General features: G+C 51.2%; 28 protein-coding genes. 10 read left to right on the forward strand and 18 right to left on the reverse strand.

The genetic code is table 11. The features are described 5' to 3' along the window. Positions 1-105: 105 nt before the first annotated feature. The 9 genes from B2R29_RS15315 to B2R29_RS15355 form a co-directional block, all read right to left on the reverse strand. Positions 106-720, reverse strand: coding sequence for a MarC family protein (locus B2R29_RS15315; protein ID WP_297533794.1), 615 nt, complete (start codon positions 718-720; stop codon positions 106-108). A gap of 93 nt (positions 721-813) precedes the next feature. Continuing rightward, a complete protein-coding gene (locus tag B2R29_RS15320) occupies positions 814-969 on the reverse strand; it encodes a hypothetical protein (protein WP_297533792.1) in 156 nt (51 codons plus the stop codon). 109 nt (positions 970-1,078) lie between these two features. Beyond that, the gene (locus tag B2R29_RS15325; RefSeq protein ID WP_301181849.1) at positions 1,079-1,714 is read right to left on the reverse strand and encodes a hypothetical protein; all 636 of its coding nucleotides are present in this window, start codon (positions 1,712-1,714) and stop codon (positions 1,079-1,081) included. 41 nt (positions 1,715-1,755) lie between these two features. After that, on the reverse strand, positions 1,756-2,337 hold the full coding sequence (locus tag B2R29_RS15330; RefSeq protein WP_301181850.1) for a hypothetical protein: 582 nt from the start codon (positions 2,335-2,337) through the stop codon (positions 1,756-1,758). A 795-nt stretch (positions 2,338-3,132) separates the two neighbouring features. Further along, positions 3,133-3,525, reverse strand: a complete 393-nt coding sequence (locus B2R29_RS15335) for a DUF6559 family protein (RefSeq protein ID WP_301181851.1) — start codon at positions 3,523-3,525, stop codon at positions 3,133-3,135. A 57-nt stretch (positions 3,526-3,582) separates the two neighbouring features. Then, positions 3,583-4,038: an SMI1/KNR4 family protein gene (locus tag B2R29_RS15340; RefSeq protein ID WP_301181852.1), complete on the reverse strand. Its 456-nt coding sequence runs from the start codon at positions 4,036-4,038 to the stop codon at positions 3,583-3,585. 53 nt (positions 4,039-4,091) lie between these two features. Then, the gene (locus tag B2R29_RS15345; protein WP_301181853.1) at positions 4,092-4,460 is read right to left on the reverse strand and encodes a DUF4279 domain-containing protein; all 369 of its coding nucleotides are present in this window, start codon (positions 4,458-4,460) and stop codon (positions 4,092-4,094) included. A gap of 70 nt (positions 4,461-4,530) precedes the next feature. Then, positions 4,531-4,815, reverse strand: a complete 285-nt coding sequence (locus tag B2R29_RS15350) for a hypothetical protein (protein ID WP_301181854.1) — start codon at positions 4,813-4,815, stop codon at positions 4,531-4,533. 97 nt (positions 4,816-4,912) lie between these two features. Further along, positions 4,913-5,185: a hypothetical protein gene (locus B2R29_RS15355; protein WP_301181855.1), complete on the reverse strand. Its 273-nt coding sequence runs from the start codon at positions 5,183-5,185 to the stop codon at positions 4,913-4,915. Between the two features lie 395 nt (positions 5,186-5,580). Between B2R29_RS15355 and dinB the strand changes: the two genes are divergently transcribed. The 4 genes from dinB (at position 5,581) to B2R29_RS15375 (ending at position 10,282) form a co-directional block, all read left to right on the forward strand. Then, a complete protein-coding gene (dinB, locus tag B2R29_RS15360; RefSeq protein ID WP_301181856.1) occupies positions 5,581-6,624 on the forward strand; it encodes a DNA polymerase IV in 1,044 nt (347 codons plus the stop codon). A gap of 118 nt (positions 6,625-6,742) precedes the next feature. Further along, positions 6,743-7,792: an MbnP family copper-binding protein gene (locus B2R29_RS15365; RefSeq protein WP_301181857.1), complete on the forward strand. Its 1,050-nt coding sequence runs from the start codon at positions 6,743-6,745 to the stop codon at positions 7,790-7,792. A gap of 17 nt (positions 7,793-7,809) precedes the next feature. Continuing rightward, positions 7,810-8,973 carry a methanobactin export MATE transporter MbnM gene (locus B2R29_RS15370; RefSeq protein ID WP_301181858.1) on the forward strand — a complete coding sequence of 388 codons (1,164 nt, stop codon included), beginning with the start codon at positions 7,810-7,812 and terminating at the stop codon, positions 8,971-8,973. A gap of 43 nt (positions 8,974-9,016) precedes the next feature. Then, on the forward strand, positions 9,017-10,282 hold the full coding sequence (locus tag B2R29_RS15375) for a hypothetical protein (RefSeq protein ID WP_301181859.1): 1,266 nt from the start codon (positions 9,017-9,019) through the stop codon (positions 10,280-10,282). Positions 10,283-10,321: 39 nt separating this feature from the next. Here B2R29_RS15375 and B2R29_RS15380 read toward each other — a convergent pair whose 3' ends face one another. The 4 genes from B2R29_RS15380 to B2R29_RS15395 form a co-directional block, all read right to left on the reverse strand. Further along, complete coding sequence (locus B2R29_RS15380; RefSeq protein ID WP_301181860.1) at positions 10,322-10,906, reverse strand: phosphatase PAP2 family protein; 585 nt, start codon at positions 10,904-10,906, stop codon at positions 10,322-10,324. Continuing rightward, complete coding sequence (locus B2R29_RS15385) at positions 10,842-12,071, reverse strand: glycosyltransferase family 4 protein (RefSeq protein ID WP_301181861.1); 1,230 nt, start codon at positions 12,069-12,071, stop codon at positions 10,842-10,844. The genes B2R29_RS15380 and B2R29_RS15385 overlap by 65 nt, the downstream gene beginning before the upstream one ends. Positions 12,072-12,201: 130 nt before the next feature. Continuing rightward, positions 12,202-13,230, reverse strand: coding sequence for an AraC family transcriptional regulator (locus tag B2R29_RS15390; RefSeq protein ID WP_301181862.1), 1,029 nt, complete (start codon positions 13,228-13,230; stop codon positions 12,202-12,204). A 155-nt stretch (positions 13,231-13,385) separates the two neighbouring features. After that, positions 13,386-14,243 (reverse strand): hypothetical protein, encoded by an 858-nt coding sequence (locus B2R29_RS15395; RefSeq protein WP_301181863.1) that lies wholly within the window; start codon positions 14,241-14,243, stop codon positions 13,386-13,388. A gap of 94 nt (positions 14,244-14,337) precedes the next feature. Here B2R29_RS15395 and B2R29_RS15400 point away from each other — a divergent pair, with 94 nt between their 5' ends. Continuing rightward, positions 14,338-14,790 carry a flavodoxin domain-containing protein gene (locus B2R29_RS15400; protein WP_301181864.1) on the forward strand — a complete coding sequence of 151 codons (453 nt, stop codon included), beginning with the start codon at positions 14,338-14,340 and terminating at the stop codon, positions 14,788-14,790. 42 nt (positions 14,791-14,832) lie between these two features. Here B2R29_RS15400 and B2R29_RS15405 read toward each other — a convergent pair whose 3' ends face one another. Beyond that, complete coding sequence (locus B2R29_RS15405; RefSeq protein WP_301181865.1) at positions 14,833-15,576, reverse strand: DUF481 domain-containing protein; 744 nt, start codon at positions 15,574-15,576, stop codon at positions 14,833-14,835. A gap of 53 nt (positions 15,577-15,629) precedes the next feature. Beyond that, positions 15,630-16,097, reverse strand: a complete 468-nt coding sequence (locus B2R29_RS15410) for a hypothetical protein (protein WP_301181866.1) — start codon at positions 16,095-16,097, stop codon at positions 15,630-15,632. A gap of 213 nt (positions 16,098-16,310) precedes the next feature. Here B2R29_RS15410 and B2R29_RS15415 point away from each other — a divergent pair, with 213 nt between their 5' ends. Next, positions 16,311-17,021 (forward strand): TetR/AcrR family transcriptional regulator, encoded by a 711-nt coding sequence (locus B2R29_RS15415; RefSeq protein WP_301181867.1) that lies wholly within the window; start codon positions 16,311-16,313, stop codon positions 17,019-17,021. A gap of 20 nt (positions 17,022-17,041) precedes the next feature. Here B2R29_RS15415 and B2R29_RS15420 read toward each other — a convergent pair whose 3' ends face one another. From B2R29_RS15420 to B2R29_RS15430, 3 genes are all read right to left on the reverse strand, one after another. After that, a complete protein-coding gene (locus tag B2R29_RS15420; protein ID WP_301181868.1) occupies positions 17,042-17,380 on the reverse strand; it encodes a hypothetical protein in 339 nt (112 codons plus the stop codon). Positions 17,381-17,468: 88 nt separating this feature from the next. Next, on the reverse strand, positions 17,469-18,584 hold the full coding sequence (locus B2R29_RS15425) for an NAD(P)/FAD-dependent oxidoreductase (RefSeq protein ID WP_301181869.1): 1,116 nt from the start codon (positions 18,582-18,584) through the stop codon (positions 17,469-17,471). Positions 18,585-18,587: 3 nt separating this feature from the next. Beyond that, positions 18,588-19,589 (reverse strand): putative solute-binding protein, encoded by a 1,002-nt coding sequence (locus B2R29_RS15430; protein WP_301181870.1) that lies wholly within the window; start codon positions 19,587-19,589, stop codon positions 18,588-18,590. Between the two features lie 216 nt (positions 19,590-19,805). Between B2R29_RS15430 and B2R29_RS15435 the strand changes: the two genes are divergently transcribed. The 4 genes from B2R29_RS15435 (at position 19,806) to B2R29_RS15450 (ending at position 21,463) form a co-directional block, all read left to right on the forward strand. Then, positions 19,806-20,006, forward strand: a complete 201-nt coding sequence (locus tag B2R29_RS15435; RefSeq protein ID WP_301181871.1) for a DUF2788 domain-containing protein — start codon at positions 19,806-19,808, stop codon at positions 20,004-20,006. A 123-nt stretch (positions 20,007-20,129) separates the two neighbouring features. Then, positions 20,130-20,630 (forward strand): hypothetical protein, encoded by a 501-nt coding sequence (locus tag B2R29_RS15440; protein ID WP_301181872.1) that lies wholly within the window; start codon positions 20,130-20,132, stop codon positions 20,628-20,630. A 128-nt stretch (positions 20,631-20,758) separates the two neighbouring features. Beyond that, on the forward strand, positions 20,759-21,016 hold the full coding sequence (locus B2R29_RS15445; protein WP_301181873.1) for a DUF4404 family protein: 258 nt from the start codon (positions 20,759-20,761) through the stop codon (positions 21,014-21,016). 12 nt (positions 21,017-21,028) lie between these two features. Then, positions 21,029-21,463: a CBS domain-containing protein gene (locus B2R29_RS15450; protein ID WP_301181874.1), complete on the forward strand. Its 435-nt coding sequence runs from the start codon at positions 21,029-21,031 to the stop codon at positions 21,461-21,463. Positions 21,464-21,725: the final 262 nt, after the last annotated feature.

The raw sequence follows: 21,725 nt of genomic DNA on the forward strand, positions 1-21,725 counted from the left end.
GTCGGGACATCCTAATAACCATTCATTAACTCTCGATTAAAGGATGGGACCTGCACGCCAACGAATGGCGCTATGAGTCTATTCGGTCAGGCGTATGGATTCTCGTCAGGGGCCGATATTTGCCCATTGCTCGACACCTATGGCGTTCATCACCAGCTGAACGGATAAGGCCGCCAGAATCATCCCCATGATCTTCGTCAGCAGAGATGCACCACCACTGCCAATCACCGCAAGAATACGGTCTGAGAAAAACATCATCACCCAGGTAATGGCCAGCGTTGCTACGACAATAAGCCCCGTCATCAATTGCTGAGCAATCGGGTAGATCTGGTTATCGGTTAGCAGAATCACCGCAAGAATAGCGCCGGGGGTTGCCGTGGCTGGGATCGCAATCGGGAAAATGGCCACATTGTGGTCAGGCTCTTTGCCCGAGCTCTGGTCGTTTTCAGTAAAGATCATCTGCAAACCGAACAGGAAGAGGATAATGCCACCCCCCAACTGGAACGACAGCAAACTGATGCCCATGGCTGTCAGCAGCACCTGACCAATCACCAACGAACCAATCAGAACGCCGCCGGCATACAGCACAGCGCGGGTCGCGGTTTTACGACGCTGGGTAACTGACATGCCCGCAGTTAAGGCAGAAAATATGGCAAGCGTGCCAATAGGATCAATGGTTGCCCAAAGAATCAGGGCATCCTGTATGGCTTTATCAAACATGGGTGGTATCAAGCATAGTGGCGTCCCGGAACAGAACGCCGACTATAGCAGACCGCCTGTACCGCAGGGCAGACGGAGAAGTGCAAAGCTACGTCAGATCTTACAGGCACCGCCTTCGCAGCCATCGTCTTCCTGCTCCTGGTACGACTCAGGATCGATCTCACCTAACTCCATATCATCCAGGAAGGACAGCTCATCCCAGTCGGTGGATTCTTCGGCTTTCTTTGGCTCTGCTACGGGTTCGCTCATGATGGCCTCGCATAAAAACGTTGCTGTAAAACTCAGCCTAAAGAATGCCTGAATTACACCTCAGGTCAAACACTGGCTTAAGATGGCACTCAGTGTTGCAGTGGTGGGCTTACGAAAGCTGCTTTGCGGTCGATTCCATGATCTCTGAAGGGATATGGGTTAAGAGACTATCTGGTACTTCTAGTATGAGTTTCTGGTCAGGAAACTGTCGAAGGTGAACTCTCAGATAATTGCTGCGTAATAGCCTCCCCACCAAACGACTCAGAAATAAAGGTGCTTTTGCAGGTGGCAGCCCTCTCTTTTCGACACTTATAGTAATGTCACTCCACGGTATAAAAAGATCCTTGTGACCGAATTTGAATAGGAAGAGAACTTTAAGGTAAAGGCCTTGAGTAGTGACTGCGATTTTCAATGACCCATCGCAGCGGACCTCCCCAACATATCCACTAACCGCGCGGAATTGTAAGCGATCCCCTGTAAGCCTTTTGATGCCGTACTTCTCAGAAAGGGTCTTCCAGCCGCTGTTTGAACTTAATTTTGCTAAGATTCCGAACCAGGCACACAGAAACAAACCTAGGAACCAGTATGAACCCAGGAATGACATGAGCAGGCTTTCAAAGCTGGTTGCATACCATTGAGCTGAAGTGGGCACTTCGCCACAACAACCCGCATAGAATTGGACTGCGAAGAATAAAACAAACGAAATAGCCCCAACTAAACCAGAAATTCTAAGAATCGATTTCATAATACTCGAACATGTTCGTTCTAGCCGTACGTCAGTCATTATTAACTAGGATACACTTCTTCCACTGCCACTGATTTACATATGACATAGCATGTATCAAATACCAAAGCCTTGTATCCACCCTCTGGGGTATGTGAGGGAACAAAGTTGGTGTGAATATAGTTATCCACTGCAACCTTATATATATCCATCAGAGGTTTGGGCCCACGTGCCAGTAATCCATTAGAGCCCTCGCAGAACGCTATAGCGTGCCCTACATCGTATGTATTGGCGAAGTCGGCAAGTGAGCGCCAGTCACCAAGTACTTTCTCATGCGCCTCCCAGATTCTGCCCAGTAGTTCGTACCTACTTTCTGGTTTTGATGTGTAGTAAAGGTAACCCTGTTGTTCATTGTAGCTCCACAGTAGCTGGTGAGAGCTTGTGAATTCGACCTCCCCTGAAACACAAGGAAGAATCTCGGTTTCCTTCACTCCGTGGCAAATGATTCTGAAATGGCGGGAGACTTCAGGATCATTCCAATCATCACACAGGAAATCAATGACTAAATCATCTGTGTAATCTACAGTCAGAATACGTCCGTTCAGATCGTCATATAGATTTTCTGATAATTCTTCGATGTTCATAATTCGATGTTCATAAGAAGGGGCAGCTAATAATTTTCGTCTTGAATGAATATTGGATTACTTTGGCACCAGTGTTAAGCACTATCTCCGTCGGCTGGAGTAACTGCGTAAGTAGGATTGAGCCCAGATGCGCCACGGCATTCTGTATACTTTAAATCTTGACCACCTGTCTACTTCCCCCGCCTTTCCTGTTCGGCAAAGGTAAAGTCCGCCAAAAAGAAGACCTAGAACGTCTCCTGTGATGGCAGATATCAACATACCAGTAGTAAGTATCCATGCAGAGTTGATCAAGCCCCATTCTATGTCCAGCTGATTTGAAGCAGCGAAGAACATAGTTAACCCTATCAACCTACCAATGACAGAAAAATCCTGAAACTGCTTATGTATTTTAAGGGTTTTCATTGGTTTGATACTCTTCGTCCAGTAGTGAATATCATCCAGATTGGCTGGCCTTGTTAATATTTATCAGTATCCATCTTTAATTTGTTAGATATTGACCTGAGAAGCCTTACAGTCTTTTCTTGTTTGATCAATCGGATGATGTTGAAAAGAACTAACATAAAAATTGCGGCAATCAGATAGATTTTCTTATCATTATATAATCCAAGAGAAATGAATATAGAAGGTGGGATTATCTCGACCGCCCAGATATTAATACGCTGAGATAATTTTACTGGGAGCTTGCTGTACGCATCTATAAGTAACTTTTCGTCTTTAGTAAATATCATTAGTTAGCTCTATTATAGTCCGGTTGTGTTATATGCTAAACGTTTTCTGCCTTTAGTTTTTAAGTGCTTATAGGCTTGTATGTCCGTGTTTGTTTGCCATCCAGCTAGGCGGCGCACCACCTTGCCAGCCAATTCGTTTGCTTAAGCCTAAAACCTGCTTAGAACTAAACTTTACATTGCCGTCAAATATCGAGTTGGCTATTTCTGCGCGAAGCTTATCAAGGAACTTTTGATTTACACCCAATATATTTATTGTGTTTTCTGACTCCTCATAGCGATAAAGGGCAACAGCATAGGCGATAAATCTAGCGTCTAACTTCAGATGCTCTACAGTAGCCTGCACCTGCATTACAGTAAATTGATCCTGCTGTCCATATCGCTTTATCAAAGCTGGCCCAAGCTCATGAATATAGCTCTTGAAGGCTTTTCGTAACTTCCATTTACGCAGGCACTCAATCATGACATTTAATTCCCAGCCTTTTGGGGCGTGCTTTTCAGGGGTAACAGCGGCCGATTGTTACGTGGTTCCACAGTCATAAAGACCTTCAATAAATTCATTAAACGAACCCGCCAGTTTGGTCATGTTAAACTCTGAAGGCTCAACTTCGTCATCATATTCGTAATGATTCCAATGGTAAACTGCACCAAATTCCTCTGACCTGAGGGCTAAACAGTACACGTCGCCACCAGGGCTCTCTCCGAAGGGTAGGTAGTAGTCAAGAATCAGGCCTCTATATGCTTTAACATTTTTTTCTAAATCATCGTGATTCGAATCTTCTCGTATAGCATATAGGAAGCCAACAAAATCAAAGTGCTCTCCATTGACTCTAACCCCGTCCGGAAATGGGCGTCCACCGTTACGTCTCATTAAAAATTCAATATACTCTGGAGGAAACTCTACAGAAAGCTCTCTTTCAGCTTCTTTGATATCAGTTCGTTTAAGTTGCTCGTATGAGCTGTCAATTTGAAGCATTATGATCTACTCGTGCACGTAACGCCGGCCAGGAGGTTCTGTTATACGTTGCTTTACCCCCAAAACCTGATGATAAGATTTACATGTAAATTCGATAACTGACGAAGTAACTCCGAATCAAAGCAAGCTATGGCAGCTCCATCTTCTGGCTGAACCAGGCAGTCTAGATCTATTGTCCAGCCACCTTCTTCGAGCTCTTTTAGCTTTTCAGTCTTACCGCCGAGAAGATCAACCCATCTTCTCAACTGCTCCTCAATATGGAGGTCTTTGTCTGGAGTGAACAATTTCCATGCTGTATTTTCTCCCTGTTTAGTACCTACCGACGCATTATCTGGCATCATTTCGAGAATTTTAGAAATTTCCTCGAAGCCGAAGCTCCCTTCTCTATATATGACAAATACCGAATTTTCAGACTGACTCATAATAGGTTACGTATAACTCCCAAAGCACCGAACGAGCGCAGCGAGTCCAAGGCCTTTGTTTGTTATGTGCTCACTCATACTTTTTCCACTGGGCTTTGATATCTTTATATTGATTGGGAAGATTATCTTTTGCCTCGGCTATAGAGCCACAAACGGAATCTTGCTCTTTTTCCCAATTAAAATCACAGCTGAATCTATAAAACGCTTCTGAGTCTTCGTACTGGCAGATTGCTAAACCAAATATTTTTGTGGCGACTTCCCCTGTCTCATAGCGAATCACTCCAAATGGCTTTTCGCCGGACCAAGCCCATTCGAGGACTTTAGCACCGTCAATTTCTTGTGGTGGTTTGCTCATCCTTTACCTGACATATAACGCCCGGCCTTTGGGCGCGCGCTTTTTGCGCGTCCCGCCACGCTTTTCAGTGGCCTAAACGGCCGCTTGTTGTACGAATCTAGCTTTTGATTCGCCACGGACCAGACTCCGAGACCCGCTCAATTAATTTTTCTTTTGCTAACTCTTGAAGGATAGCCACTAACCAATATTGCTGGTTAGATGAGGTTGCAACCGGATAGTCTCCCCAGTCGAGTCCGCATTTTCTGAATATCACCGACTGTTTTAAACCATCTGAACCTACACCACAGTCAGGATCTGACTTCATAAATTCAAGTACTAACGATTTGGCCAGCACTCGAATATCTGCACCTCGTTTCGTGAAATCAGACATATGACTAGCTCCTACAGTTGAATGTACGTACAACAGTTTATTCGTGAGCGTGCTCATTTGCACACCTGACTCCTTTTTGATAATCCGAGCATAACCCCCCGTCACCACTATGAAAAGCGCCTGAGGCGACGCCTTTTGCCAGTGTGAAAGTGTGCATGCGCGTTTACACCCCTTCGCCGCCTTTACATCCGGCACACTATCACCCCATCAGGTTTTGTAACTCACTGATTCCAATGGGTTATTTATTATTGATAAGTTTCATAGTGTGCATGCTCGTTTTGCCCTGATCCTGCAAATGAGCAATGAATTTAACGGTGTTGCGAACTATACTGTTTATGTATACAGTGTTTTCTTATGAGCATTTGCCCGTGTGTCTGGGCAGGAGTGACGTACCCATGAGTGAGCCTGGCCGTAAGGTATTGCATATCGACTGTGACTGCTTTTTCGCGGCGGTTGAGATGCGTGAGCAGCCGCATCTGCGTGATGTGCCGATTGCGATTGGTGGTGAGTCTGACCGGCGCGGTGTTATCGCGACCTGTAATTATCCGGCTCGGGCATTTGGGGTTCGCTCAGCGATGGCGACGGCGACGGCACGGCGTCTTTGCCCGGATCTTGTGTTGCTGCGTGGTCGTATGGAGCTGTACCGTGAGGTTTCTGCTCAGGTGATGGATATTCTGAGGCAGTATTCTCCGTTGCTTGAGCAAGTGTCGGTTGATGAGGCCTATCTTGAGTTAGATCCGGATCATCAGGCGAGTATGATTGCGTCTGAAATTCGTGAGCGCGTCAGGCATGAGTTGGGTATCAGTGTGTCGGTGGGTGGTGCGCCCAATAAGTTTCTGGCTAAGGTCGCGAGTGACTGGAATAAGCCCGACGGTCAGAAGATGATCCCTCCGCAGGAGGTGGATGAGTTTGTGAAGGCATTGCCCGTTGGGCGCATACCGGGTATCGGCCCTGCGCTTCAGGCACGTTTGAAGGTGTTGGGCATAGAAACCTGCGACGATGCCCGAGCCTGGGATCTTAATGAGTTGGTTCGCCGTTTTGGTCGCTCGGGTGTGCATTTATACCAGCGTTGTCGGGGGCAGGATAACCGGCCATTGAGCATGGATCGTGAGCGAAAATCAGTCAGTGTCGAACGTACCTATGCTCAGGATAAAACCCGCCACGAAGAATGTGTGGCTGAGGTCGCGGCTCTCTACGAAAAATGGCAGGAGAGGGTGAGCCGAACCCCCTGGAAACCGGAGGCTCTGGCGCCTTTCGTAAAAGTGAAGTTTGCTGATTTTACCCAGACCACCATGGCGGATATTCAGGAATCGGCAACGCCTGAAGGGTTTCAGCGGTTGTTGTTGCAGGCTCTTAAACGTGAGGATAAGCCTGTACGCCTGTTAGGTATCGGTGGGCGTTTTCCTCAGGTCAGTGAGAAGCAGCTGAATCTGTTCTGAAGCTTGTATCGCGCTATATCCTTTAGAAGCTGCGCATGTGCGACAACCTGTCGCATTTCCTCTTTGCTGTACGTCACTATAATTCGTCGCACTTGAAACCTACTGACAGGATGACATCGTGCGCCGACCATTTACTTCTGCTCTTCCTTCTTTACTTCAGGCTTCTTTTCTTCAGGCTTCTTTCTTTCGGCCTTCTTTTTCACTTGCTGCTGTTCTCTCTTCAGCGGTTTTGCTGACGGCGTGCGGTGGTGACAGCAGTTCATCGACAGAAATTGTTGGGCCTCGTGAAATTTCAGCCACGATTCCGTTTGCTGCCGTCGTTGGTGATGCCAGTGTTGAATGTGGTGAGGATTACCTGAACGTGGGTAGCGATGCCACGACCGTTAGTTTTGTCGATTTTCGTTTCTATGTTCACGATTTTAAGCTGGTCACGGATGCTGGTACTGAAATTAACGTCAGCCTTGATGATGTATTGACCGACGGTTCAGATGAGAGCAGCCCGTCCCAGAACAGCCGCGTCGCTCAGCTCGATTTTCGTGACACTTTGGGGTGCGAAGCAGACGCCGATGCAAACCCGAACTTCAACGATGGTGTGCAAGTCAACGCGACGGTTGAAGAAGGCGTAACGGTCACGGCCATTCGCTTTACCTTGGGAGTACCGTTTGATCTGAACCACAAGGATCAGGCAGCGGCCGAGGAGCCTTTGCGCAACCCGGGCCGGGCGTCGGGCGCGGGCTGGAACTGGCAGGGCGGCTATAAGTTCACGGGCATTGATGTGGCTCCAGTCGGTGGCTGGACTGACCCGCAAGACGGCGAGCGTACCGGCAATCGTTGGAATATGCACCTGGGTAGCACGGGTTGCCCAGTGTCGGTATCCGATCTGGAGTCGGGCACCGAGCCAGAAACCTGTGAAAATCCTAACCGCCCTGAAATCACGATTGAGCTTGGCGCTATTGATGTCGAGCAGGCTGAGATCGTGATCGATTACGCGGCGCTGGTCAGTGGCGTCAGCGTGGCACAGGACGAGGGTGGTGCTCCGGGATGTATGTCTGGCACGACCGACCCAGAGTGTGGGGTTGTATTTGCTAATCTGGGTTTAGCCTGGGGCGAAAATGCAGAGTCTGAACAATCGGTATTTTCCGTACGTGAGAAAGCAGCCGCTGAGTGATCAGATCTGTGTTTGCTGTGTTCAGAATTAACGTTACCGGATTATTCGCTCTTGTTGCAGCCACTCTGTTTCTGAGTGGTTGCCAGACAGAGAGCCAGACGCTCGTCGACGATGCCGGTGCGCGTGAGTCGGCGTTCGACTGGCGTGTTCCTGCATCGGTTCCTTTGCCGTATGAGCCGGACGATAACCCAATGACGGAAGAAAAATTCCAGTTGGGGCGTCATTTATTTTATGACGCACGGCTCTCGGTAAATGGTGAAATCAGTTGTGCCAGCTGCCATGAACAGGCCCGCGCTTTCAGCGATGGTCAACAGCACCCAAGCGGTGCGACGGGTGAAGTCCATCCGCGCAATAGTCAGTCACTGACCAATGCCGCGTATTTTAATAACCTCACCTGGGGCAACCCAGCTCTGGCCACAATCGAGCAGCAGGTTATGTTGCCACTCTTTGGTGAGTCGCCGATCGAGCATGGTATCAATGAGGATAATTTCGAACAGATTCTGATGTCGATTCAGGCAGACGAAACGTATCTGCGTTTATACGCCGAGGCGTTTCCTGAGCAGGACGAGCCGTTGTTAGGCGAGCTGGCCTGGGATAACTCGGTAAAAGCCATTGCCTCGTTTGTGCGTGGGATGACGTCGTTCGACAGCGCCTTTGACCGTGGCGAAATGAGCGACGCTGCGAAACGTGGCGAAGCTTTATTTAACAGCGAGCGTCTGGAGTGCTTCCATTGCCACGACGGGTATAACTTCAGTGATGCGACCATTGATCGCGGTGTCACTTTTCTTGAGCCGTTGTTTCACAATACCGGTCTCTACAATATTGACGGTATGGGGGCCTACCCAGACCCGAATACCGGCCGCCATGAGGTGACGGGCAACCCCGATCACATGGGGCAGTTCCGCACTCCATCATTGCGCAATGTCGCCGTAACCGCGCCGTACAATCACGATGGTTCGGTGCCGACGCTTGAGGGCGTGATTCGTAATTATGCCGCAGGCGGTCGTGTTATTGCGTCAGGTGAACATGCCGGCGACGGGCGAATGAACCCTTTAAAGGATGGCGTGTTGGTGTCGTTCCAGATTACCGACGCCGAGGTCGATGATCTGGTGGCATTTCTTGAATCTCTGACGGACGACGCTTTCCTCACTGATCCCCGGTTTTCTGATCCGTGGCGCTGATCAGGCGCCAGACACTATTTTTGATTCGCTGGAAAACCATAATATGAAGATAACCCTGACTCCTTCTAAGCGTCTGGCCTGTGCGGCGGGGATGTCTGTCGTGTTAATTCTGCCGTCTCAGGCGTCTGCGCATTATATTCCCGCAGAGGGTGAGCCTGTGCAGGTTCACGGCACGGTGATGACCACCTGGCGCTCTGCGTCGCCTGTTGACGAGTACGAGTTCTGGCAGATTCCTGGCACCTCTATGGGGGGCGATGCCTGGCCTGTGTCGCAGGGCGTGAGCCTCGATGAGGTATCTGTGATGGCGGCTAAGCGGCTTGATCAGAATACTTTCGTTAAGTTGGGAGTGAGCACGCACGATGGCAGTGATGGACATCAGAGTGTAGGTATTGAGCACGCAAGCCTGGGGTTTGTCTGTTGTGATTCAAAAGGCCCATGGGTGGTCGAGGCTGGTCGTATGACTGCCGCATTTTCGCCAGAGTTGTTGGCGCACAGATCTGCTTCAGAGTTTACCGAGCCGTCGTTAATTGCCGATGTGTTTTTTGGTCGTCATTTTCATGATCAGGGCTTACGTGTGTGGCTGCACGAAACGGCTGGCTGGTCTGCTGGAGCAGAGATCTGGCAGGGAAAAGCGTTCCCTGCAACTGATGGTAGTGATGGCGGTGCCTGGGATGCCTTTGCGCGCTACTCATTTTCTGTTGGTTCTGTCGATGCCAATATCGGCGCCTGGCATTACCGGGCTCAGGCCACGTCGCGTGCGGACCACAGATACGGCGGCGGGCATCAACATACACCCGTCGCCGCGCTGGGTGAGGTGGCTACGATATTTCCTGACGTGCGTTACACGGGTGATGTTGATCTCACCGGTGTTCATGCGGGCAGCAGCGTTCGCATTGGCGCTGAATCTACGCTTGGAATTAAAGGGGCGTGGGCTCAGTTAAACATGGAGGGTGTGCTGCACGATTCAGGAAGTCGCGAAGCCGATATTGTCGCAGACCAGTATGCGGTTTGGTTGCAGCCCTATCTTACTTTGCACAACCATACGGTGTCGTTGCGTGCGGAGCGACTGGTCGCGGATAACACCCTGACGGGTGCCGCCGCTGCCACCTTAGGCGAAGGCGCTGGCCTGCTCAGTGAAGATGGCCACACCCCTGAACGTTTTTCACTGTCGTGGCTGTATCAGTGGCGCCCTCAGATCGAGTTCAGGGCTGAATATATTTCAGATCAGACGTTGCCTGAAGAGCAGGACCGCTTTGCGGTGGGGGTGGTGTGGCAGGGGAGTCTATTGTCAGGGCATGCCGGTCATTAAGCGGCATGTCCGTCATTAAGCGGCATGCCTTAGAGCAGCTTAGCCCATCAGGTCTGCAAACATTCCCAGCGGAAACAGCAGCAGTGATGTCCAGCTGAGGATAATCCCTAACGCAGCTCCGACGGCAACGTCGGTTGGGTAGTGCATGCCAAGGATGACGCGTGACAGAGCAACCAGAAACGCGAAAGGCACAACGATGTACGCCAGCGGCGGGTATGCCCAAGTGAAGAGGACAGCAAAATTCACGGCATTCATGGTATGACCCGACGGAAAGCTGTATTTATCCAACGGGGCTGTGTGTGCGTGAATGTCCGGAAATGAAATAAACGGGCGCTTACGTACCAGGCGATTTTTCAGCTGGCTGTAGATCAGAATGCAGACCAACCCAGCGACTGTGATATGGCCAAGTTTTGCCAGACCTTCCATGCCCGCCAGCAGAGGCAGAGCAAGCGCCAGTGAATACCAGAAAACACCATCGCCCAGACGGCTGATACCTTTAAAAAACAGGCGGATAGCCCGCATGTGCCCCATACGGTTGAGGCGTTGGCAGAGGCTTAGTTCAAAGTGATCCGCTTTGCGGAATAGAAACTCGGCTCTTGCTTCGCGCTGCTTCAGAATGTCCATTGCTTGTTACCTCTGTCTGAGCTGCAGCCAGATGCTGCAGAAACTCACTGATAATGCTGTCCCATGAAATGCCTTGAGCAATGTCGCGGGCGTTTTTACGAATATGTTTGAGCAGGTTCGGGCGCTCGCTGAGCGACAGAGCGGCACGTATGAAGGCCTGTTCATCGCCAAACGGTGGCAGCATCGCGCTGTCTTCGTCCTGAGTGTGTTCGTGGGCGGCGGCGTAATCGAAACTGACAACGCCCAGTTGGCTGGCGAGTGCTTCGGTGACGACGTTGCCAAAGGTGTCGGTCAGGCTTGGAAACAGAAAAATATCGCCGCTGGCGTAATAGCGGGAGAGTTCTTCTCCACGGCGGATACCCGCGCAGATAATCTCAGGATGACGCTGACGAATGCTTTCCAGTTCAGGTCCGTCGCCTACCAGTACCAGGCGAATGCTGTTGTCCTGATTTTTCAGTTCTTCGTAGGTGCGCACTACCAGCTGCAGATTCTTTTCTGCTGCAATGCGTCCCACGTAGAGAAGGACTGGCGTGTCATCATTAACACCCCAGCTGGCCCGCAATTCCTGGTTACGATGTTCAGGCGAGAATTGTTCGCTGTTTACGCCGCGTGCCATGACGCTGACGCGTTCGAAACCGTGACTGTTTAATTCGTCGGCCTGCGCCTGTGTTGGCACCAAAGTGGCGGCTGTATTGTTGTGGAACCAACGCATGTAGCGGTAGCCCAGGTTCTCGATAAGGCCGAGTCGGTAGTGTTTGCCATACTGGTGGAAATTCGTATGGAAGCCGCTGACAACGCCGGTGCCGAGTTTTTCTGCCGCTTTACAGGCAGCCCAGCCCAACGGACCTTCGGTAGCTACATAAATGGCTTGAGGGTTGAAATTCTTCAGAGCGGAAAGAACACGGCGGTAGTAGGGCAGGCCGAACTTAAGTTCTGGGTAGCCAGGAATCGGTAAGCCCGGAAGAGTAAGAGAATACTCGTCGCCGTGATCATGCTTATTCTGGCGCGGTCGAATAATCTGAACTTCGATACCGCGTGCTCGCATGCCGGATACCAGAGTCGCCAGTGTGTGCGCTACGCCGTTGACTTCGGGGGCGTAGGTTTCGGTCACAATGGTGATTCTTGAGAGCTCTGGTGTCATCGCATTTGCCTGTTCTTCGTGCATATACACTACTTTGCAATTGCGATATGACAGAAAGGTTTCAGCTCGGTGAAGCTATGATGACGAAAAGAGAGGTTGTTTAAATTAAGTAAAATGCGGTGTGTGCCCTGTTAAAAGGGCACACATTTAAGGCTCAGGGTTTACCTTCGCGGTAGTAAGAAGGTGCGTTTTGAGTCCAACGACGGAATGCCTTGCGGAAGTTAGATGGGTCACTGTAACCGACCAGCGCGGCAATCTCTTCAATCGGCAGGTTCGAGCTGCGCAGGTATTCAATGGCCATTTCTTTGCGCACTTCATCGAGAATACGCTGATACGACGTACCCACATCCTGCAGACTGCGGCTGAGTGTCCGGGTTGAGGTTGCCAGCTGGCTGGCGACGTCGTCGACCGGCGGGAAGTGCCCAGGATTGCTCAGCAGTATGCGGCGTACCTTGGCAATGATGCCTTCTTTGGGGCCCATGCGTGCGAGGATTTCTTCACACTGGCTCTCGGCCATAGCTGCCGTCGCTTTGTCGGCCATGACCAGTTTGAAGTCCAGTACGGTGTTATCAATGATGAACTCGGTACGAGGCTGATCAAATTTAACAGTGCAGTCGAAGAATTCTTTATAGCGGGCGGCGTATTCGGGTTCTGGGTGATTAAGGTGTACTTCAATCGGCTGGGCATCGTAGCGTCCGGTCAGGAAGCGGGCCAGCGTAGAAAAAGACGCCACAAACACATCACAGATCATGCGGTAGATGTGTTCGAACGGGATATGGCTGGTCAGGCGTACCGCCGAGGTTTCACCCAGGTTCATCACTTCAAAGGTGAACGCTGGGTCGACCAGTGTGTGGTATTTAATCCCCAGTTGCAGTGCACTGCGCAGGTCGGCACAGCTGAGAATGGCATAGCCCAGCATACCGAACTGGTTAATATTGATGGCTGCGCCGAGGTCCAGGCCGACACTGTCGTCCGGGTAGTTACGGATCAGGTTCTCAGCCAGAAATAACAGCTGTTGATAGGTCAGACGTGCAGATGGGTCATCCAGCACTTCAGCGCTGATGCCTGTGTTTTTCAGAAGGTCGTCACGGCTGACGCCTTTATCTTCGCCGACTTTCAGCATGGTGGCCGGAATGTTCACCGGTACCAGTGGATCTGTCAGACTCCAGGTGCCTCTGATCATGGGGTATCCGTTTTATTGTTATGCCTGTCGCTCAAGGCGTTAGGTTACACGATTCGGTGGTTTTTAATCACTGGCCGAATTTTAACGTGTTCGATGACGCCATACCTTACTATAAAGAGGGCATTTAACGCCATACGGCAATGTAACCAAATGTATCAGGGGGTGCGGAAGCGGTGGCGGTGCTTGCTCAGAAAGCGGCCGAACTCAGACAGCTGAGCGCTGCGTTTCGACGACATTAAGTGCAAGATAACCTTGTTCAGGCCCTGTGAGGACTTGTTGCAGAAGAAAAATGCGTGCTTGCCTTCTTTTCCGAGTGGCCCAGAAGAAATGGCAGAGAAGCCACATTGCCTGAACAGAACAACCAATGCTTCGGCGCTTTGCGGGTGCATCAGAAACCACCAGTATTTGCTCCTTATACGTTCCAGAGCTTCCTGGCGAATGCCTTCAATAACGACGGTCGCTGGTAACATAGCGTCGCGCTGGCGTGCTCCGGCGTAGCGGATCAGAGGCAGTAGTTGAGGTAATAGCTCGTGGGAGGTCAGCAGCAAACGGCCGTCCCATTCTCTGTGTGTGGCTGTGAGTGTGCGTGGTATGTCGCGCATCTGCTGATCAAAGACTTCTTCGCTTTCGGGGGCTTCAAGCTCCTGATCGTTCAGAGCCGCGTCGCGCAGAGTCTGGGCCTGAGCCATAGTGTCGCCCGCTGGAAGTTCTTTCGCACCGGTCAGCCGGGTAATAGAAAGTGGTCGATGCACCTGCTTCTGCACCGCCAGGTGTTCCAGCTCTTTTCCCAAACCTTGCCAACCGTGTGCCTCATCGACCAACAGGATACTGGTTTGCATCAGTGCAGCGGACAGGTCGAACCAGGTGTTTGCATCGGTGCTGAGTGGGTTGAGCGGCACGTAGTCGGGCAAGGTCATATTCTGGACTGTCTGGGTTGCATACCAGACAGGCGCAAAGCGCACCAGCAGAGAGTTAACTGCCGATTCGATGCGATTGATTAATGTATCCTGCATAGTGTTTCACTCAATGCATGCCACTTATATAAGTAAAGCAGACGAAAGTGAGGTCTGCATGAGCTGGTATACTGCGCGTTTTTCAGGAGACGTTATGGCAAAAGTATATATTCCTGTGGGCACGGTCAGCGGCACGGCAAAAGCCGTTGCAGACGCATGCGCGGTGGCGTTGCGGGTAGAAGGGCATGAGCCTTGCGTTGATGCTGAAGCGAGTGTTGATGCTTTAAACAGCGGCGACTGGGATGCTGTTCTGGTAGTGACGGCAACCACCGGGCGGGGCGATGTCCCGAGTAACCTGATGCACTTTTACACGGCGCTGGAAGAGCAGCGTCCGGCGCTGAATAGTCGGACGTTTGGTGTGATCAGTCTGGGCGACAGCTCCTACGATATGACCTTCTGTCAGGCCGGCGCTTTGATGGAAGCGCGCCTGAGTGAGCTTCAGGGGCAGGCCCCTGTGCCGCGTGTGACAATAGATGCAACCGAAACTCAGACACCAGACGATGATGCTCTGTTCTGGCTGAAAGAGTGGATGGAAAAAGCACTCTGATGAGCGCGCTCGCAACGCCATAGCGTTACGAGCGTATTAGCCTCAGAAGCGAATCGCGACCGAGAGTTGAGTCTGGTGGTTCAGCTCTTCGGCACCTTCAGGAGGGCGGCTGTCCCAGCGCGTTTGCCACTGCCAGCTGAGGTCTGTATTGCTGGCCAGCGGCAGACGCATTTTAAAGCGTGCCAGGGCGCGGACGTCATCTGTGTCATCAATGGATGGCTGTAAGTACACGGTGCCCAGTATGTGGCTGTACCCAAGCGGTGTCTCACCGTGTGTGTATAGATTAAGGCGTGTGAGTTGAGCTTCTTCGTTGCCAGTGCCGTTGTCTTCTTTGATTGATTCATGAAAAGCGCCGACGCCCTGGCGAATCAGCTGGTCTTCTTTCCAGAATTTCTGAAAACGCACGCCAGCACCGGCGAGAAAACGATATTGAAGCTCAGCAAAAGGATCGCGTTCATACTGTAGGAAGGTCTCCTGACCAACCGTCGCACGGAAGTTATGCACGTAACGCAGGTGAGCAAAGGTGTTGTCACTGGTACGTTCGTCGTTCACAGATTCATACGTCCTGGTGTACCAGCCAAATGCACGATGCTCTGCATTTTGCCAGCTGGTGTTCAGCCCGAGATTCCATTCCCGTTCTTTGGTGTTTCCTGATTGCGCATCCAGCCCGACAGTGGCACTGCTTTGCCAGCCATCAGCATCAGCGGCGCGGCGTTTCTCTTCAATATTGGTGATTGCAAAAGTCTGGAGCGGGATCAGGGTCAGCACGAGAAGCGGACGAAACATACGTTACGGGTCTCCGTTAAAAATTGGAGAGCCAGTGTATCATCCCTGTTGAATTATGAAGCTTTTTGCTGAGGTGTGGCAGAATCCAGGTTGCTGAACAGGGTGTGCAGTTGATGAACCTGCTTACGCTGGCTGTAGGTTGCGCCGGGTTCCTGTGTTTGCTGATAGGCCTTGTCTATGATGGCTTTGGCATCCACAACGCCAGCATCATCGCTGTTCAGTCGAGCAGTGTGAATCAGGCTCAGCGCCTGAATGCCCTGATTATCAATCAGACCGTATTCCTGCAGGCGGTTCTGGAACTGTCCGAGTTGTTCTGGAGCCAGCGCATGGATGTCAAACTCCATGGCAACAGCACTCATCATCACCGCACGGTCAGAGACGGTGTATAACGCGGGAGAGGAGTCATCAGTTTTTGTTTCTGCGCGTTCAGAGACAGCCGAAGGCGCCTGAGTCTGCTGGCTTTGCAGGTCAGAGCTGGTGGGCTGGTTTTGAAGGTAGTTCGTTAGCGCGTTAAGCAGCATGATAATTCTCCTTTTCTATCAGGAGGTAGCATGGGCTATGCCAATAATGTAAGTGTTTGATAATAAGGTGTTTTTTCTTTCTTTAGGGGGCTGTGGTCGGAGCTGTTTGTCGAAGATTGCCGCTAATGACGGAAATTTAGCGCATGTCTTGCCGCTCTGGCGCTTCATTCGCTTCGGGGATTTCCCCATAATAGACCCCAGAGAGGGACAATAATGAATAATAATAATGACCGCCGCCCTGACCAAGAAGGGAAGGCCGAGCTTAAATACCGGGGGCGACGAACCAGTCGCGAGAAAAGTGAACAGCGACGTCGGCAGATTCTTGAAGCGACGATGCGCATCATTGTCCGCGATGGTGTCAGGGGGGTCAGGCACAGAGCCGTGGCCGCTGAAGCTGAAGTGCCACTGGCAGCAACCACCTACTACTTCAAAGATATTCATGAGTTAATCGCGGATGCCTTTACTCTGTACACCGAGTGGGCGCTCGCTTACGTGCAGAAGTTTGCATCGGAGTTCCGTGATACTGCGCGCGATATTCGTGGATACGATATGACCGACCCACGCCAGCAGCTGGAAGCGATTGAGCGACTGGTAACCAGCCTGAGTGGTTTTTCGAGAGGCAAGCTGGCAGAAGATACGCGCATGCTGATCAGCGAGCAGGCGTTCCGTTACGAGGTATTTGTTGAGGATCGTGTGCGTCGCCTTGCACTGATGCATCGCAAGGCCCTGACGGATGCCGTCCGCGAAATTACCATGTTAATGGGGTCGCAGATGGTGGAAGAGGACACCGCCATCGTGATGGCTATCCTGCATTCTGTCGAGTACCAGTTATTACTCGATGAGGGGGACAGTGATGCACCAGAGAGAATTCTCCGGCGCTATCTGAGTATGCTGCTGCCAATGTTGGTGCAGCCGGAGCTCTGATCTTTCAGAGCCCTAAGTCGTTAAGGTACCCGGTACCCCGCGCGACCGAGTACTGCCATAAGCATGTTCATTTCAACGTTGCTGAATGGTCGTACGTGGGAGCAGTGTTCACACATCACAGTGCTGGTGCTCTTCAGAGTCTCCAGACTGACTTCCGTTTCTTTGTCGCAGTGATCACAACCAACAGGAATCAGCACACGTTCCGAAAGGATAGTGCTGATATCGTTATTGTTGTCTGCAGTCACTCGCATCGCTTGAGTCATGGTTCGCCCTTTATTGATTTCGTTTTCTGAACGTACTTTCAGATTAGCAGCTACTCCCTGGCTTCCGGTGTCCGCCATGTCATTTATGGTGAACAATTGTAAACCCCATACCGTCGGCATTTCGCTGCGATTAAATAGAGTGTAGTAGCAATGTAAGAACTCGCCACACAATGTTACACAAAAGTCAGGTCGACGTTGAAACTCTGGCGGTGATTTTATCGGCCAGCGCCAGAGAACTGGTTAAACCCGGACTCTCTATCCCAAGTAAATGCAGTAATGGCGCGGTTTCCATTCGATTGTCACGAAATATGACAAAATCCTGCGCAGATTCGCCCGGGCCGCTGAGTTTTGGGCGAATGCCCGCGTAATCGGGATGTAACTGAGAAACGTCAACATTTGGAAAATAGGACGAAATAGCGTGGTAGAACTTGGTTTTCAGCTCCTCTGAGACTGCGTAGTGCCTGTTATGACCAACAAGATACTCGGTGTCAGGACCAAACCGCACCTGACCTCCCAGATCGAGAGTGGCGTGTATGCCGAGGCCTGCAAGGTCTTTTTCGGGGAGAGGGTAGATAAGGTGACGGAACGGCGACTTACCCTGGTATGAGAAGTAATGGCCCCGGCAATAATGGAGTGTTGGTAGAGTTGATGTGTCCGTCCCTGAGCGGGCTGCAACGTCATGTGAGTGAAGTCCGGCAGCGTTTATTAAGTGCTCAGTGGTGACTCTGTAGTCACCGTCACTGGTCTGCAAGGTGATGTGCCAGAGGCCGTTGTCAGCTTCGCCTTTCAGGTAGCGGGTCTGCTTCATAAGCAGGGCGCCCTGACGCTCTGCCTCTTGTGCGAGGCGCTGCATGTAAATGTGGCTATCAATAATACCGGTTTCGGGCGAGAACAGTGCCGCCTCAGCGCGGACATCGGGCTCACGCTCCTGAATCTCGTGGCGTGTCAGACGCTCTATCGGGATGTTAAGCATCCTCGCTTTCTGTTCCAGCCGATCAAGCTCAGGGTGGTCGCTTGAAGGGGCGACAATCAGTTTGCCGATTTTCCGATAGGGTACGTCGTGGTGTTCGCAGAAATCATAAAGGCGTTCCCGCCCTTCAATACAAAGTGATTCTTTCAGAGACCCGGGAGGGTAGTAGAGACCTGCGTGAATGACTTCGCTGTTTCGACTGCTGGTTTCGCTACCAAACAGGTCATGCTGTTCGACGAGTAATACTGAACGGGTGCCAGACAGCGCGCGTGCGCACGCCAGGCCGATCACCCCGCCGCCAATGATGGTTACGTCAAAGTCGGCGGGCATGGCTCAGAAAAGAAGATCAGTAGCGCACTCGTGGTGCATTGGATTCGCACGGCAGCGGAGTTTCTTCATCAGTTTCATCATTTGCGTGTCGTATACGCCCTGTGCCGCCAGCTCATCGCGGATACCGGCAAGCATATCGAGGTATCCGAGTTCCTGCTCGTCCGGGAGGTCGATCCAGTAATTCTCAGGAATTCCACGCTCTGCTGTCAGGATATGTTCCATGCCCAGATCGAAGTTATCGGCGAAAAATTCGCGTGATGACTGACCGAAGCCTTCAGGCAGGCGATCTTTGTAAGTGATCAGCTGGAAGTTCATTTGTGCAAAAGAGAATCGATAGATGCCGCCAGCCTCTCCGAGCCCCTTGTACATTTCGAACGGCTCGTAGGCGACTGCCGGTGCATAAGCGATATCTACGTCACCATTATTAAAGCGTGGTGCGAAGGTGGCTACCGTGGCCGGTACCATCGTTGCTCCAATGTGCTCAACGACTTTTTTCGAGGCGAGATCGTAATCCAGTGTCGCGACTTTGCGGCCAGCGGCGGCTTCAACTGAGTCGATTGCACGGTCACGAACGAAAACGTAAACCGAGCCCCCCGGAATAATGCCCGAAACTTCGTAGCGGCCATCGACCATGTATTTGGCGGCCTGAGGGCGGGCCAGCATGTTGATCAGCTCACGCAGCTGCTGGTAACTGGTCAGGCCACCAACGGCTTCAAGGCTGCCTGTGAACACATTGAACGGACGGATACGCGTGCCGGTAATCAGTGAGCCGTCGCAGACACCCGACTGAAAATCTGCCAATGCGACCGCTTCGTTGGTATAGGCTTTCAGTTCAGCTTCGACGCCCCATTCCAGCGCCGCAGTGCGAAAGTCCTGCATCCGGGTAAATATAGGGCCGTTGGCACCTACCGGATCAAAAATACAAAACGTTTTCTGTGGAAGCTCCTTTCCCTCCGCAGCGAAGGCAAAACTGAACAACGTCAGTGCGACTGCGATCAAGCGCATTTTAGTATCCCCAATGATTTTATTGTTATATCGAACTGCCGGTTTTCACGGATGTTCAGTGAGCCGGGCAGAGCTGTGTGATTGATGCGGCCAATGATACGCATATCTGCGGGGCAAAAAAAAGGCCTGATGCCGCCAACCCTGTGCGCCTGAGCTGCATTACTGGCGTAGTTTAAGTACCATTGGGCCCAATTTCATTTTTGTCGGGATTGCCGGATGGACACAGCGTTACTTGAACAGATTGGTATGACCCTGGGTGTGGGCGGGCTGATTGCGTTTATGTTTTTTATCATTTTTGACCTGGGTAAGCGTTCAGGGGCAGGTAAGTTCGGCACCATGATCCTCCTTCTGGGGCTGGGTGTTGGCATGGCGGGGTACCTCATTAAGGTGATTCTGCAGTACGTACTTGAGATCTGACGCGCCGGCTTGATTCGTCTGTGGCTGAAATTATCCAGCCTTGCCTGAAGTGGCACAGTCCTTGTAACGCTTATGTATCACTACATATGCAAGGGAACTACTTTCCCTGCAGGAGCCACGAGAATGACCGCATACAGCGCGACTCTGCCGGGAGCAGACAACGGACTCACAGAAACCGCGACCCCCGGAGCGATTTCTGAACGCACACTAAAAGGTCGGCCGGTCTCGGTGTTGCAGTACCCAGGCGCCAAAACAGTGCAGTGCGTAGAAGAACAGGTGTCAGATTTACTTCCTCTGGCACTGCACGCACTGAGTCGCTACCCCGAATATGAATCCAGCCCTCTGTTCATGCTGCATTGTGATTTTGCTGATAAAAAAGCCAATGATGATGCACAACTGACTCATTTTCTGCAGCAGCACGAGGGTGAACGCCTGATCTGGATGCCTGTTGCCGCGAATGCCAGTTTATTGATCAGTGCTCTGAAACAGGTGTTACCGTCGAAGTCTGACAGCCGACTCAGGGACATGACTCTTCTCTATGTCGGCGATGCAGGACTGAGGGAAGTGCTGCAGCAGCTGGCTGAGAAGTGCGGAATGAAGTTCTGCTTTCAGGCGTTTTATTGATCTGCGTCCGTCCACCAAGCCATACCTTACTTCTTACATAGTGTGAAAACTATTTTCACGGAGTAGACTGGAACTGAGACATGCGGAAATTATCAAAGCATTGTCACTTCCAGTTAAAGGAGAAGGTTATGGTTAAACAGGTTCTCAACGAGCAACTCGAATCCCTTCATCGTACCCTCAAGGAAAGCCCCGAACTTGACTCTGAAACCCACGATCTGCTGCTCAAAATCGCTGATGACATCGCAAAGCTGGAGGGCAATGAAGCAGGCTCACCTGAATTGAGCGATGCGGTGCAGGAGCAGGTCATCCGCTTTGAGCATGAACATCCTGCGATCTCGGCTATACTTCGGCAACTTACCGACACTCTGGGACGCATTGGCGTCTGAGGAGCACTCCTGATGCGTCATATGCCGACCATTACCGAACTCATGACGGCGTTTCCTGCCCATGTTGATGAAAACACGAGTCTTGCGGAAGCGGCCCGCGTGATGGAAGTTCATCATTGTCATCACGTCCCTGTCATGAATCACCATGAAGTCACGGGGCTTCTTACGTGGGCTGATATTGAACTCGCACGAAGCCCTGGGCACCCTGCCAGTGATATCAGCGAACTGACGGCCGTGGATATGTGCCGCCGGGAAATCCCAGCCATCGATCTCCATACTCGCCTCGATGTCGTTCTTGATCAGATGGTCGCTGATGATTTTGATGCGGTACTTATCATGAAGGGTGACCGTCTTGCAGGGATATTCAGTCTGGAAGATGCTGCGAAAGGCTTTTCGGCCTGGTTAAAGAAAACTTATTTACCTACCGATGACCCGGGGTGCGCCTGACAGGTGTCCGGCTGAATAAAAAAATTTTCTGCATTAAAAAAGGGCGTTAAGCGCTTGCTCTGCATCTGGATGAAGCAGTAATCGTCCGGGTGCCACAAGCGCTTGATGGAATAGGTGGTTGTCGTGTTTTTTTTCTTATTGTCACATTACTGAAAAAATTCTTTCATCATCAACAAGTTAGGCTGCAGCACCGGCTATCGCAATGCTGCAGCTCGTGGTTATGAGGGTGTATTTTCGCGCCTTTTACCAAATTTTATTCGGC

The sequence above is a fragment of the Thalassolituus sp. UBA3500 genome, from assembly GCF_002377545.1.
GTDB lineage: Bacteria > Pseudomonadota > Gammaproteobacteria > Pseudomonadales > Oceanobacteraceae > Thalassolituus.

Excerpts from the sequence above, each read along its gene's own strand:
- B2R29_RS15395 (WP_301181863.1), bottom strand. The coding sequence starts at position 14,243 with ATGCAGGATACATTAATCAATCGCATCGAATCGGCAGTTAACTCTCTG.
- B2R29_RS15445 (WP_301181873.1), top strand. The coding sequence starts at position 20,759 with ATGGTTAAACAGGTTCTCAACGAGCAACTCGAATCCCTTCATCGTACC.
- B2R29_RS15340 (WP_301181852.1), bottom strand. The coding sequence starts at position 4,038 with ATGCTTCAAATTGACAGCTCATACGAGCAACTTAAACGAACTGATATC.
- B2R29_RS15335 (WP_301181851.1), bottom strand. The coding sequence starts at position 3,525 with ATGATTGAGTGCCTGCGTAAATGGAAGTTACGAAAAGCCTTCAAGAGC.
- B2R29_RS15350 (WP_301181854.1), bottom strand. The coding sequence starts at position 4,815 with ATGAGCAAACCACCACAAGAAATTGACGGTGCTAAAGTCCTCGAATGG.
- B2R29_RS15405 (WP_301181865.1), bottom strand. The coding sequence starts at position 15,576 with ATGTTTCGTCCGCTTCTCGTGCTGACCCTGATCCCGCTCCAGACTTTT.
- B2R29_RS15375 (WP_301181859.1), top strand. The coding sequence starts at position 9,017 with ATGAAGATAACCCTGACTCCTTCTAAGCGTCTGGCCTGTGCGGCGGGG.
- B2R29_RS15410 (WP_301181866.1), bottom strand. The coding sequence starts at position 16,097 with ATGCTGCTTAACGCGCTAACGAACTACCTTCAAAACCAGCCCACCAGC.
- B2R29_RS15450 (WP_301181874.1), top strand. The coding sequence starts at position 21,029 with ATGCGTCATATGCCGACCATTACCGAACTCATGACGGCGTTTCCTGCC.
- B2R29_RS15400 (WP_301181864.1), top strand. The coding sequence starts at position 14,338 with ATGGCAAAAGTATATATTCCTGTGGGCACGGTCAGCGGCACGGCAAAA.
- B2R29_RS15415 (WP_301181867.1), top strand. The coding sequence starts at position 16,311 with ATGAATAATAATAATGACCGCCGCCCTGACCAAGAAGGGAAGGCCGAG.
- B2R29_RS15385 (WP_301181861.1), bottom strand. The coding sequence starts at position 12,071 with ATGCACGAAGAACAGGCAAATGCGATGACACCAGAGCTCTCAAGAATC.
- B2R29_RS15380 (WP_301181860.1), bottom strand. The coding sequence starts at position 10,906 with ATGGACATTCTGAAGCAGCGCGAAGCAAGAGCCGAGTTTCTATTCCGC.
- B2R29_RS15345 (WP_301181853.1), bottom strand. The coding sequence starts at position 4,460 with ATGAGTCAGTCTGAAAATTCGGTATTTGTCATATATAGAGAAGGGAGC.
- B2R29_RS15425 (WP_301181869.1), bottom strand. The coding sequence starts at position 18,584 with ATGCCCGCCGACTTTGACGTAACCATCATTGGCGGCGGGGTGATCGGC.
- B2R29_RS15430 (WP_301181870.1), bottom strand. The coding sequence starts at position 19,589 with ATGCGCTTGATCGCAGTCGCACTGACGTTGTTCAGTTTTGCCTTCGCT.
- B2R29_RS15325 (WP_301181849.1), bottom strand. The coding sequence starts at position 1,714 with ATGAAATCGATTCTTAGAATTTCTGGTTTAGTTGGGGCTATTTCGTTT.
- B2R29_RS15315 (WP_297533794.1), bottom strand. The coding sequence starts at position 720 with ATGTTTGATAAAGCCATACAGGATGCCCTGATTCTTTGGGCAACCATT.
- dinB (WP_301181856.1), top strand. The coding sequence starts at position 5,581 with ATGAGTGAGCCTGGCCGTAAGGTATTGCATATCGACTGTGACTGCTTT.
- B2R29_RS15320 (WP_297533792.1), bottom strand. The coding sequence starts at position 969 with ATGAGCGAACCCGTAGCAGAGCCAAAGAAAGCCGAAGAATCCACCGAC.
- B2R29_RS15440 (WP_301181872.1), top strand. The coding sequence starts at position 20,130 with ATGACCGCATACAGCGCGACTCTGCCGGGAGCAGACAACGGACTCACA.
- B2R29_RS15435 (WP_301181871.1), top strand. The coding sequence starts at position 19,806 with ATGGACACAGCGTTACTTGAACAGATTGGTATGACCCTGGGTGTGGGC.
- B2R29_RS15355 (WP_301181855.1), bottom strand. The coding sequence starts at position 5,185 with ATGTCTGATTTCACGAAACGAGGTGCAGATATTCGAGTGCTGGCCAAA.
- B2R29_RS15330 (WP_301181850.1), bottom strand. The coding sequence starts at position 2,337 with ATGAACATCGAAGAATTATCAGAAAATCTATATGACGATCTGAACGGA.
- B2R29_RS15390 (WP_301181862.1), bottom strand. The coding sequence starts at position 13,230 with ATGATCAGAGGCACCTGGAGTCTGACAGATCCACTGGTACCGGTGAAC.